General features: G+C 70.9%; 6 protein-coding genes. 5 read left to right on the top strand and 1 reads right to left on the bottom strand.

What is annotated here, in order from left to right; translation table 11 throughout:
- Positions 1–20: 20 nt before the first annotated feature.
- Positions 21–506, top strand: a complete 486-nt coding sequence (locus ACZ466_RS21535) for a Jag family protein (protein WP_378280542.1) — start codon at positions 21–23, stop codon at positions 504–506.
- A gap of 2,427 nt (positions 507–2,933) precedes the next feature.
- Here ACZ466_RS21535 and ACZ466_RS21540 read toward each other — a convergent pair.
- Positions 2,934–3,416 (bottom strand): DUF6458 family protein, encoded by a 483-nt coding sequence (locus ACZ466_RS21540; RefSeq protein WP_378280544.1) that lies wholly within the window; start codon positions 3,414–3,416, stop codon positions 2,934–2,936.
- Positions 3,417–3,592: 176 nt separating this feature from the next.
- On the opposite strand from ACZ466_RS21540, the gene rsmG reads away from it, so the two are divergent.
- The 4 genes from rsmG (at position 3,593) to istA (ending at position 12,800) form a co-directional block, all read left to right on the top strand.
- Positions 3,593–4,246: a 16S rRNA (guanine(527)-N(7))-methyltransferase RsmG gene (rsmG, locus tag ACZ466_RS21545; RefSeq protein WP_378280546.1), complete on the top strand. Its 654-nt coding sequence runs from the start codon at positions 3,593–3,595 to the stop codon at positions 4,244–4,246.
- 275 nt (positions 4,247–4,521) lie between these two features.
- Positions 4,522–5,391: a ParA family protein gene (locus ACZ466_RS21550; RefSeq protein WP_378280686.1), complete on the top strand. Its 870-nt coding sequence runs from the start codon at positions 4,522–4,524 to the stop codon at positions 5,389–5,391.
- Positions 5,388–6,383 (top strand): ParB/RepB/Spo0J family partition protein, encoded by a 996-nt coding sequence (locus ACZ466_RS21555; protein ID WP_378280547.1) that lies wholly within the window; start codon positions 5,388–5,390, stop codon positions 6,381–6,383. The genes ACZ466_RS21550 and ACZ466_RS21555 overlap by 4 nt, the downstream gene beginning before the upstream one ends.
- A gap of 4,860 nt (positions 6,384–11,243) precedes the next feature.
- Positions 11,244–12,800 (top strand): IS21 family transposase, encoded by a 1,557-nt coding sequence (gene istA / locus ACZ466_RS21560; protein ID WP_378280549.1) that lies wholly within the window; start codon positions 11,244–11,246, stop codon positions 12,798–12,800.
- Positions 12,801–12,863: the final 63 nt, after the last annotated feature.

Below are 12,863 nucleotides of genomic sequence, written 5' to 3' on the forward strand. Positions count from 1 at the left end.
TGTCGAAGAAGGAGATCCCGTTGAGCCAGACCGACACCACCGAGGTCGACGTCCAGGCGCTCGAGCAGGAAGGCGAGATCGCCGCCGACTACATCGAGGGCCTGCTGGACATCGGTGACTACGACGGCGACATCGACATGGACGTCGAGGGCGAGCGCGCGGTGGTCGCCGTCGTCGGCGCTTCCCTGGACGAGCTGGTCGGCAAGCGCGGCGAGGTGCTGGAGGCGCTCCAGGAGCTGACCCGCCTGGCCGTGCACCGCCAGACCGGCAACCGCACCCGGCTGATGCTCGACATCGGCGGGTACCGGGAGCGTCGCCGCGCCGAGCTCACCAAGCTGGGCCAGGACATCTCGGCCGAGGTCAAGCAGAGCAACGAGGCCAAGCCGCTGGCGCCGATGACCCCGTTCGAGCGCAAGATCGTGCACGACGCGGTGGCGGCCGCCGGGCTCCGCAGCGAGTCCGAGGGCGAGGAGCCCGACCGCTACGTGGTCGTCCACCCGTCCTGACCGCCGGCCGCCGAACGCGCTTGGCGCAGGCGCGCCGCCGCGCCACCGGCGGCGGGATCGTTCCCGACAGGCAGACGAGAGGCCCCGCACCCACCCGGGAGCGGGGCCTCCGCCGTTCCCCCAAGCCGACACGGTCTACACGCCCGGCGCGGCCAAAGCTGATTGCGCCACGCGTCCAACGCGGCCAGGGCGCCCGGCGTGGTCAACGCGGTCAGCGTCACCGGCAAGCCCAGCCTGGCCCTGGCGGCCGACGCTACTTGCGCCACCCCGCGTCCAGCTTGGTTGGGGGGCCGGCATGCTGGACGTGGCCGAAGCTCTTTGCGCGTCGAGGCGCCCGGCAATGGTCGACGCGGCCAGCGTGGCCCAGGCGGCCGACACGGCCGAGGCCACTTGCGCCACCCCGTGCCTGCGCGGCCAGGACGCCCCGGCATGGTCAACGCGGCCGAGGCGACGTGGAGGGCTGACGGGTCCTGGGCGGCCAGCATGACCGACTGCCCGGCACCGCCTGGGCAGCCGACGCCGCTGAGGCAAGTTTGCGCCACCTCGCATCCAACTCGGCCGGGGCGTCCGGCGCGGTGGACGTGGCCGAGGCGACTTGCAGGCTGGCGTGGTCTGCGTGGGCGATGCTGCCGACGTGCCCCAGGCGCCCAGCGTGACATGGGTGCCAGACGCACGAGGCCAATTGCGCCACCTGCGCGGTAAGCGTGCCTTGGGCGGCGGACGTCGCCGACGCTGCCAGCATGGTCGACGCGCCTAAGGCAACCTGGGCGGGCAGCGTGACCGGCCCGCCCGGCGTGGCCCGGACAGGCCGATGCGGCCTGCACCACCAGCGTGGTGGGCATGGTCACGCGGTCGATGCGGGCTGCCCTGGGCGCGGTCGACGATGTCGAGACAGCCCAGACGTTCCGCCGCAGCGTCCCTTGCGCTGGGATGGCCCGCGGCCGGGCGAGCGGCGATGGTCAGGCGCGCGAGCCAGCGGTATCCGGCGTGCACGCCGTGCCGGGTGGCCAGCGTGAGCGGCAGGCTGATGCGGTTTGCTCGGGTCGGCGTGATTGACGTGGCCGATGCGGTCTTGCGCTCCCGGACGGGGTTGACGAAGTCGAGACAGCCCGGCCGGTCCGCCGTGTTCCCCCGGTGCTGGGATGGCCCGCAGCCGGACGAGTGGCGATGGCCAGGCGCGGCCGGAGCGCGCGCCGTGCCCGACGGCCCGACGGCCCAGCGGCACGTGCAGGCCGATGCGGCCTGCGCTACCAGCGTGGTCGACGTGGCTGATGCGGCTTACGCCCCAAGCGTGGTCGAGGGAGTCGAGGCGACTCAGACGTTTCGCCGCATCCCCTCGTTGCTAGGACGGTCCGCGGCCGGATGAGTGGCGATGCCCAAGCGCGCCCGGCATGGCCTGGGTGGTCGGTGTCACCCGTAGTCGACGTGCTTGAGGCTGCCTGCACTGTTGGCGTGGTCGACACAGTCGGGGTGGCCCGGACTCCGACTCAATTTGGTTTGCCCGGCGTGGCCCATGTGTCGAGCATGACTGGCGTGGCCCGGGTAGGCGATGCGGCTTGCGCCTCTCAGCGTGGCTGACGGAGTTGAGGCGGCTCGGATGTTCTGCTGCCGCGTCCCCTTGCGCTGGGACGGCCCGCGGCCCGGCGAGTGGCGATGGATAGGCGCGCCCGCCGTGCCCGGTGTGGCCTAGGTGGTCGGCGTCACCCGCACGGCCAGCATGGTCGATGTGCCTGCGCAGTCGGCGTGGTCGACGCAGTCGAGGGGGCCTGACGCCGATGCTTGGGGTGCCCGGCGTAGCCCTTGCGACGCCTGCGCAACCTGCGCGGCCAGCATGGTCAAGGCGGCAGGGGGCCGTCGCGGATCGTGGCGAGATGGGTCGGGCCCGGCGGGAGGCGAGAAGAGTGGCTTGGCCAAGACGCTGGTGAAGCGCAGGGTGTCGGCGTTGGCCTGCCAGGCGGTGGTGGGTTACCCGACGGGGAGGTCGAAGCGTGGCCTGGGCGGCATCATGTCCAGGCGAGGTAACGCGGCCTGCGCCGCCAGCGGCGGTAAGCGTGGGGCCGAGGCGATCCGGGCAGGTGCGGCCCAGGCTTGTCGACGGAGTCGAGGCGGTCCGGGGGCTGAGGCGGCTCGGGCGGCCAGCATGGCCGATTGGTCGACGGAGTCGAAGTGGCTCAGGCGGCCGTGTGGCCACGCTGACCTGGGCGGCCAGCGTGGCCTGAGCGACCTGGGCGGTCGTGCCTTGCGGAGCCGGTCCCGGCGGGGCGTGCCGGCCCGAGATCGATTCAGTCGGTGTCAGCGGGTACTGGGCATCGCCGATGGCGCTGCTCCAGGTGCCCTCGCTTCCCGACTGAATCGTGTCCCGATATAGCTGCCTTTGTGGTCAGAGGGCCGGGCGGCGTCCGCGAGGCGCGTAGGGCTCGGCGGCGGTCAGCGCCTGAACGGGGAGCGGCGCCGGCTCTGGGAGGCGTGGGTCAGGTTCTCCCGCGCCGGATCCTGGCTGATCGCCGGGTCCTGGGCATGCGCCGGGTCCTGGGCGGCGTGGCCGGTGGGCGGGTCGCCCTTGATGGGTTGCGAGTGACCGGTCTGGCCGCTCGGTGGTACCGGTCGTTCGATCACACGTTCGACCCGCTCCACCGGGCCGTCCGCGGGACGTTCGATGATCCGTTCCTCTTGGACGACCGTCTCGGGCGCGGGCCGTTCGGCCTCCACGTAGCCGGGGTCCGTCCCCGCCATCAGGTTCGCGCGCCTGCGCGGTCTGGTGTATTTGAGGGTGAACCACATGCTGATGAGACCGACCGCTATCAGGATGAAGCCGACCAAGTGGATGTTGACTCCGCTGAGGTCGACGTTGAGGGCGAACGCCAGGATGGCGCCGATGGCGATGAAGGCGAGACTGACTCCGATCCCCATGGTTTCGGAGCCTCCTTCCGTCTGGGGGACAGGACGGGCGGCACTGTCGATCCCTGTACCCGATGGTGGAGGAGTATTCATGGACACCCCCGAGTGGCCCGATCCGTAAGGCTCCTGTGGCGTCCGGGCAGTGTGGGTTGTGCGCCGTCCCTCGCATGTGTGGAACGATTCGTACGGTGGGGATCGAGAGCGAGGTTTTCGGTGATGCGCTGCCGGTCGCGGAGCGCTATGCGGCGTTCCTCGCCGAGGCCGGGGTGGAGCGCGGCCTGATCGGTCCGCGCGAGGTCGACCGCCTCTGGGAACGTCACCTGATCAACTGCGCGGTGGTGGCGGAGGCGATAGAACCCAAGGCGTCGGTCGTCGACATCGGCTCCGGTGCGGGCTTGCCCGGCATCGTGCTGGCGATCGTCCGACCCGACCTCTCGGTGACGCTGCTGGAACCGCTGCTGCGCCGGACCACCTTCCTCAACGAGTGCGTGGACCTGCTCGAACTGCCGAACGTGGAGGTACGACGGGCGCGGGCCGAGGAGGTCGCCAAGGAGTTCTCCATGGACGTCGCGACCGCCCGTGCTGTCGCCCCGCTGGAACGCCTGGCAAAGTGGGCCCTGCCGTTGCTGCGGCCCGGCGGGGAGTTGCTGGCGCTCAAAGGGGAGCGCGCCGCGGTCGAGCTCGAGGAGGCCCAGCCCGTCCTCAAGCGCTTCGGTGTCCGTACGGCCGAACTGCTGCAAGTCGGGCGCGGTAAGGTCGACCCGCCGACAACGCTTGTCCGTGTGGTCGCCGAACGAATGCCCCGACACGCCAAAGGGTCGAGGAAGAAGAGGTCTTCATGAGCACGGGACCAGGATTGGGCTCCTCGCACAGGCCCCCCGGGCCTGACCGCTCCAGCGAATCCCCCGACGAACCACCGCCCGGCCCTGGCCTGCCCGCCGGCGGCGAGGCGGCGGCGCAGACCGGCAAGGAGGGGGAGGCACCCCCCTCCGGGCACGCAATGTGGGGAAGCACGACGTCCGGCACCGCGGAGACCGTCGGTTACGTACCGACCAACGGCGGCACCGTCCAGCCGCCGGGCCCCCGCAACGGACCATCTCAGGGGGAGTCAGAACTGGTGCGTGAGGCGCTCAAGGACGCGAAAGTTTCACGTGAAACCGCCGTAAGGGTCCGACCCGAGCGGCGTGAGAAGGAATGGCCCAGGCCGGCCGACTGCCGGATCGTCACCATCGCCAACCAGAAGGGCGGTGTCGGCAAGACGACCACGTCGGTCAACCTGGCCGCCTCGCTGGCGATGCACGGCGCCCAGGTGCTGGTGGTCGACCTCGACCCGCAGGGCAACGCCTCGACGGCGCTGGGCGTGGAGCACCACGCGGACGTCCCCTCCATCTACGAGGTCCTCATCGAGGACCTGCCGATGGCCGAGATCGTCGTCCCGGCCCCCGAGATTCCCAACCTCCACTGCGCCCCCGCCAACCTCAACCTGGCCGGCGCGGAGATCGAACTGGTGTCGAAGGTCGCCCGCGAGTCCCGGCTCCGCCGCGCGCTGGACGCCTACGACACCGAGGCGTTCGACTACGTCCTCATCGACTGCCCGCCCTCGCTCGGCCTGCTGACCGTCAACGCCCTGGTCGGCGGGGACGAGCTGCTCATCCCGATTCAGTGCGAGTACTACGCGCTGGAAGGGCTCGGCCAGCTGATCCGTACCGTGGACCTGGTGAAGGCCCACCTCAACCCGGGAATGACCGTCTCCACGATCCTGCTCACGATGTACGACGCCCGTACCCGGCTGGCCGCGCAGGTCGCCGAGGACGTCCGGAACCACTTCGGCGACGTCGTCCTCAACACCGTGATCCCTCGCAGCGTCCGGGTCTCCGAGGCCCCCAGCTACGGACAGTCGGTCATGACGTACGATCCGGGGTCCAGCGGTGCGCTCGCCTACAGTGAGGCCGCGTCGGAGATGGCACACCGGGGAGCGCCCGAGTGAGCCAGCAGCGACGCGGGCTGGGCAAGGGCCTCGGCGCGCTCATCCCGACGGCACCGCCCGCCCCTCCCGCTTCCGACCCGGGCGATGCCCCGGACCCTCGGAACGGGACCGCCGGCACGTCCGCCGTCCAGGGCGGACCGGCCGGCCAGGAGATGCAGCCCGTCGCCGGGGCGCATTTCGCCGAGATCCCGCTCGACTCCATCGAGCCGAACCCGCGCCAGCCGCGTGACCACTTCGACCAGGACGCCCTGGACGAGCTGGCCGAGTCGATCGGCATCGTGGGCCTTCTCCAGCCGATCGTGGTCCGCCGGGTCTCCGGCCGGAAGCACCAGTACGAGCTCGTCATGGGCGAGCGCCGGCTGCGCGCGGCCGGGATCGCCGGTCTCGAGATGATCCCCGCGATCGTCCGGGACACCGGCGACGAGGACATGCTGCGCGACGCGCTCATGGAGAACCTCCACCGGCAGCAGCTCAACCCGCTGGAGGAGGCCGCCGCGTACCAGCAGCTTCTGGAGGACTTCGGCGCCACCCACGAGCAGCTCGCCACCCGGATCGGCCGGTCCCGCCCGCACATCACCAACACACTGCGGCTGCTGAACCTCCCGCCCGGCGTCCAGCTCCGCCTCGCCGCCGGAGTGTTGTCGGCCGGCCACGCCCGCGCCCTGCTCGGCCTCGAAACCGTCGAGGCGCAGGAGGCGCTGGCCCTGCGGATCGTGCAGGAGGGCCTGTCGGTACGGAGCGTCGAAGAGATCATCAAGCTGCGCGAGGCGGAGGAGGGCCCGCGGGCGCCCCGGCAGGGCCGCCGCCGGAAGCCCGTCGAACCCGTGCTCGAGGAGCTGGCCGAACGCCTCTCCGACCGGTACGAGACGAAGGTCCGGGTCGATCTCGGCAGCAAGAAGGGCAAGATCGTCGTCGAGTTCGGCTCGATGGAGGACCTGGACCGCATCATCAAGGCGATGGCCCCCGACGAGAGCATCGCCGGCGAGGACTGAGTGAACGCCCCGGAAGCCACTGGCTCCCGGGGCGTTCAAACGCCGAGCATCCACCCCGGCATCTCGACGCCGAGGAACAGCACCAGGCCGTCCAGCCCGAGTAGGCCGAGGACGACGAACCAGTTCCCCACCGCCTGCCACTCCCCGTCGGGCCGTCCACTCCTCGCCGGAACGGTTGGACGACGAGGAACACCACCAGCGGCGGACCAGAGCACCGCAAGGAACCCGGTCGGCCCAATCAAGACGCCCGAGAGCACCGACTCGCCCAACCACAACGGCACGGTGTCGGCCGCCCGGGTGCCCGTGATCTGTCGGCGTACGAGCCGCTCCCCCTCGAGTCTGGCCACTCCCCGTCGGGCGACATCCCCTGCATGGACGCAACCTCACACAACCCCGGGCATCACACCGTCCGCAGCGCCCCAATCTCACCCGTAGCCCCCAAACCGTCCCCGCCATGCAACCCCACCCAACCATCCGCACCGTTTCTCCCAGCCGACGCCTCCACCGAGACCCGTCAGCAACACCATCCACGCTCCCGCGTAGGAACCCTCCCAGCGCTGAGCGGCACCAGCCTGAGGGCCCATTTCCACTCACCAGCCACTCCCCGCAGAAGCCACCTCGCCTCACAAGTGCAGAAGCTCAAGGAAGCTCCCAACCCCGGAGCCACGCTCGACAAAGAAGTGTGGCGACGGTTGCCTTGCCGCCGCGGGTGACGGTGCCGCAGATTGCGCGATAGTCCGCGCGTCCGCCGCTGGTTGCCGGCGCAGGACCCGCGCCGCCCGGAGCACGCCGCGCTTCCAGCGTCTCGGCCAGGTCGGTCGGCGGCATGGGGCGGCAACCTGCCAGGAGCCTCCCCAGCTCCCGAGTGCCCAGGTTTGAAGGCGTCGACCCCTCACTTGAGGGCCCACACGCCTGCAGGAGCCACGTCGTTCTCCGGCACCGAGCTCGCCCACGAGCCACGCTCGGCGTAGGGGGTTCCACCCGGTTCCGGATGCAGGGGAGGTCGCGGGCGAGGACGGTTGGTCGCCGCCCGCGCCGACGTGACCCGCGCCGGGGACCACGAGGCCCTCGCCCGGGTGGCGCAGCCTGATGACTCCGATCGCCACCCACTGGCCACACTCCGCGAGACCCACCTCGATCTCCGGGACCACGAGCCAGGCTCGACAAGGAGCCTGCCCCCGGCTCTCGCGCGCCCCTGGTTTGAAGGCGCCGTACCGGCCACCTGGGGGCTTCGGTCGGTATCGTCGCGGTTTGCCTCAGCCGGATCGGTGTCAGGCGGGCTCTGGCCCAGCGGCCTTGCCGGGGCGGCGCCCCGGGCTGGTCGGGCAGTGATGCCTCCGGGGTGTCAGCGGTATCGGCCCGGCTCGGCTGGTGGGCTGCTGCCGGACTGTGCTCGACGGTCACGTTCACCCGCAAGACCGGCCTCATCGTGGTGCGGTGCACGCAGGTCGCGGAAGTCACGCTGCGTCTGATCGACCCGAAGATTCTCAAGGACGTAGGGACGTGTCGGCTCCCGCCACGCCCTTCCGTCGCGTGGGCAGGCGAGCGATGACGTTGCCCGGGGCGGGGATATCGGCGTTGCTGGCGACCAGGCGCCGACGGCTTCGGACTCGCCCTTGCCTGCGACTGGATCACCGCCCTGGCCGAGGCCAAGTTCTCGTTGCCTGAGGTCCGCTTCGGCTTGATGGTTAGTCCAGCGAGGTCGACGCGAACGCCTCGTTGACCTCAAACACGTCGTTGTCGCCGATGCCCAGCCTCGCCCGCGACAGAAACTCCTGGTCGCCTTGATTGGAGCGGTCAGCATCAACACCGGATCGCCCGCGCACACCGCACTGGCCTGGCAGCTCACTGTGCCGTGACCCGCCATAACCCGTCCACAAGCCTCCCAAGATTGCTCCTCACCCCTCGGAGCGAGCGGAAGGTGGTCGACCTCACCGCCCTCGGGGATCACGCTCGGCATGAAGCCACCGATCAACTCTCGATGTTTCCCGTGAAACGCCCCCATCCGCCGTGGGCCGAACAACACCCTCTTTACCGTCCCCGCCAGCCTTCGGTCCTGGGCGTCCCCACCTGCAACGTCGAACTGATGCTGAGGGACGCCTCCTCCCAGAGGAGGCGCTGGCATCAGCGTCGCCGTCCAGTCCGTCGCACTGGCAGTAGGTTGCCGAAGTCGCCGCAGAAGCTGGGGCCAAAACACAACGATCTCGACAGGACTGGGGAAGCAGGTGCCGCAGGGCTGGCTAGCCCCGCGAGCTCGGCTCCGACAACCTGGTCCCCCTGGGCGTCCGGGGCGCTGCAAGCCGAAGTCCGAAGCGTTCAATACTGCGCCCGGTCCTTGCAGCTGCTGACTGAAGAGCAACTCGACATCGAGGTGTCGGCGGGTGGACGCCGGCCGACCGGGCAGCGACCGCGGAGTTGGACCGGCATGCCCCGATTGCCGTGGTCGTCCACCGCCGCCGGGAGTCGCAACGGCCGACCTCCAACTGCAGCGGCGCGTCAGGGTGCAGTGCCCCACATGAGCGTCGCCGCCGTCCCCTGGTGACACGTCCCCACGGTGGCACCCGCAGCCACAGGGCGTGCCGCGCGGCCCTCGCTACGCCGCCGAAGCCGCTCGCCGAGCCCTGGCCTACGGCTTCCAGGACCTCGGTCGGGGGTGAGTGGACGGCAGTGACGAGCTCCACGAATGCCAAGTCGACGCTCAGGCCATTGCCATGGGGCTCGCCAAAACGAGGTGCCGCCCGGAGGCGCCGCGCCCCGGCCGCTAGTAGGCCATCCCCATGGCCCTGTCGTCGGCGATTGTCCGTCCCAAAAGGAGCCATGAGGAACCGGCCGATGTTTCCCGTGAAACACCGTAGATGCCGCTCCACGATCCCCTCCGCGAGGATGCTCGGATACTGACCATGCCAGTGTGGCCGGGACGGCGATTTCAGCGGCACTCCCCCGTGGCAAGCTTCTTGCGAACGACTTGGCGAGCCCCGCGATGTCGGAGTCCACGTAAGGACTTCCTGTAGCGGTGATTGCTGGGGCTCCGGCAACATCGTCTACAGCGCACTGGGCGCCCTGCCCATGACTGCCGTCATCGTCCGCAGCGCCACCAACGTTTAGGCTGACGGCCGCGGAACTCTTCGCACGGCCGCCCGTTTCATGTGCCGCCCGCTCCTGCTGGGTGGAACCGCTGCCCGGCCCGGGGCAGGGTGACTCCCCGGCAGCGGCCCTCGAATGGTGGGGTGTGCTGGTTTCCAGCTCAACCGCTCTGGTCGGTATCGTCGCGGCTTGCCTCAGCCGAGTCGGCGCTAGGCGGCCCTGGCCAAGCGGCCTCGCATGGGCGGGCCGACGGCGCGCCCGGCCTGGGCGGGCACGGCTGCGGGCTGCTGGCGCCGTCCGCCCGGCTCGCTTACCGGATAGGCGTCGCCATGTAGCCACGCGGGTGAGAGCTTCATATCCGGAGTGGTCGGCTTATCCGACCGTCGCGCCTAGTCCAGATCGGGCGCGTACCGTTCGAACGCCAGGGGTGCGGATCGGACTGGGACAGATCGCGTTGGCAGGGATGCCGTACCAGCCGTTCTCCACGGCGGTGCTGCGCGTCAGTTGGAAGCCGCCTCCGGGCCGAGTGGGGGGCACCGCTACGGACGATCGCGGGCCCATATCCAGCCGCCGGCCTCCGTGCCTCCCGACGGACCGACGGGCCGGGGCAGCGCCGTTGACGCACGGCCGGATCGGCGAGCAAGCCGGGCTGGCCGCTGCCCGCGTGAGGGCGGCGTACCCCAGTGCCTCGCTGCGGCTGGCTCGTCGTGCCGCGGTGGGCGCGGAGCGCACAGTTGCCGGCATGGCCGTTCTCAAGGGGGCGCTGTTGGCCAAGGCGCGACGTTCAATAGAGCTTCCTTGCCCCCAGCTCTCGCTCGCCCACCCCGTCCGGCACCACGTTGCCGGGGTTGAAGTGGCCGTCGCCCAACGGATGAGCGTGCCCTGATGAGTGACTGGTGCCGTTGGGGACGTCAGCATGCTCGGGCAGAGCGGTGTCCGCTGTCCGGACGGTCACGCGTCTTGTTCGCCAGGCGGCGGATGCGTTAGAAGTGCCCATCCCCAGCGCGGAGGCGCGCGCCAGCAAGCGCGAAGTGCCGAACGCGTACCGGAGGAAGCCCGCCGATCGCGCCGACGGTGGGCTGGCGGCCCGGCGCGCTGGCCCGTCGCTGCGGCGCCTCCCCGCCCGGCCTGGACGGCGGCGTCGCGAGCGGTATGCGGCGTCGATGGCCCGACTGCCACCGTCACCTGATGCCTGGCGGCTTGGCGCCGGGGCGGGCATGTGGCCGCCGGCCCACGGCGCGCCCGGCACCCATCCGGCGGCCGGACTGGCGGGCCCCAACGCTGCCGGTTTCGCGCGAGCGCGTTAACCGGACGGTGGCGCGATGCTGGAGGCGAGCTTCACCGGCCAGACCGCGAAGGGATATCGCGCTCGCGCAGGCCCGGTTAGGGGCGAGCCGTCAGGCGAGCGCCGTAGGCCGGGTCTTTGAGGCATAGCCCAGTTGCCTTGGCTTGCCTAACGGGCCGTGTGGGACGGCGGCTTCGAGCCAGTCGGCTCACCATGGCGCTGTTGGTTCCCCCAGGATGTGTCCGAGGGCGACTCGAGGCAGCACCTTCACCTGGACGGGCGACTCCCTCTGTTAGCGGCCATCTGGATCTTGTGATCGGCGGCCAGTTCGGTTGAGGTGGATGGCCGTCCGGGTCGTGGTGTGCGGCCAGCAAAAGTCGAGGTAGGCGGCCAGGCAAGAGTTGATCTTGTCTGCCGTGTCGGTGATCTTCGTTCTCTCGCGTCCGGCTTGGCTGTGGAGCTGTGAAGCCGTCTGGAGCCGGGGGGAGTCGATGAAGTCCGACACCGAGATACTGGAGATCTTCGAGGCGTATGACCTGACGGGCAGTGCGTGGTCGGCGGCGCAGTTGGTCGGGTGCGCCGCCGAGACGGTGCAGCGGTATGTGGCGTTGCGGGCGGTGGGGCGGTTGCCCGAGCAGCGGGCGCCGCGGGCCCGGTCGATCGATCCGTTCCTGCCCAAGATCGAGGAGAAGGTCGAGAGGTCTCAGGGCAGGATCCGTGCCGATGTGGTGCACCGGGACCTGGTGGCGATGGGGTTCGCCGGGTCCGAGCGCAGCACCCGGCGGGCGGTCGCGGCGATCAAGCAGTCCTGGCGGGAGGGGAACCGGCGGGTCTACCGGCCCTGGATCCCCGAGCCGGGAATGTGGTTGCAGTGGGACTGGGGCGAGGGCCCCAGGATCGCCGGGCAGCGGACCCAGTTGTTCTGCGCCTGGCTGGCCTGGTCGAAGTTCCGGGTGGTGCTGCCGGCCTGGGACCAGACCCTGGGGTCGTTGACGGCCTGCCTGGACGCGGCGTTGCGGATAATCGGAGGGGCACCGACCTATCTGCTGACCGACAACCCGCGGACCGTGACCGTCGAGCACGTCGCCCGGGTGCCGGTCCGTCATCCGCAGATGGTCGAGCTGGGCAGGCATTACGGCTGCGTCGTGCACACCTGTGAGCCGTTCGACCCCGAGTCCAAGGGCGGGGTGGAGAACACCGTCAAGATCGCCAAGGCGGACCTGGTGCCCGCCCGCGCCAACCTGCGTGCTCGTTACGGCGGCTTCGCCGAGCTGGAGGAGGCCTGCGCGGCGTGGTGCGAGCAGGTCAACCTGCGCACCCACCGCACCACCCACCGCTCGCCTGCGGCGATGCTGGAAGAGGAACGCCCGCACCTGCATCCGGTCCCAGGGCAGCCCTATGCGCTGGCGCTGGGCGAGGAACGCCTGGTCGGCGACGACCGCACCGTCCGCTGGGGCGATGTGCGCTACTCGGTGCCGCCCGGGCACGAGGGCCGCAGGGTCTGGTGCCGGGTCCACGGCGACGAACTGGTCATCGTCGGCCCCCGCGACCCGGCTGGCCAGGGCGCCGGCCGGCCCGGCGGGGCACCACTGGCTGAACTGTGGAGACACAGGCTGTCCACGCCCGGACGCCCCAGGATCGTCGAGGCCCACTACCCCGACCATCCCGGCGGCAACGGGCCCCGCCGGCCCAGACCGCGCCCGCAGTCCAAGGCCGAGCGCGAGTTCTTGGCGATCGGTCCCGGCGCCGAGGCGTGGCTGGTGGAGGCCGCCGCCACCGGCGTCGCCCGCATCCGCGCCAAGATGGCCCGCGCGATCGAGCTGGCCTCACTGGTCGGCGACCAGCGCGTCGACAAGGCGCTGGGCATGGCCGCCATCCACGGCCGGTTCGGCGAGAGCGACCTGGCCTCGATCTGCGACCACCTGGCCCGCAGCGGCAACACCGCCGGCCCCGCCCAGATCGCCGACGAAACCCACTCGGCCCAGCCCGGCACCGGCTCCTGGGCCGCCGTCCGCGGCACTGGCGCGCCAGGACGGCACACGCCCTGACCAGCGCCCGGCGGCGGGGGCTCCGGCACGAGCCCACCGCCCGCCTGCCGCATCGACCGACTC

It is taken from the genome of Actinomadura rugatobispora (genome assembly GCF_055379765.1).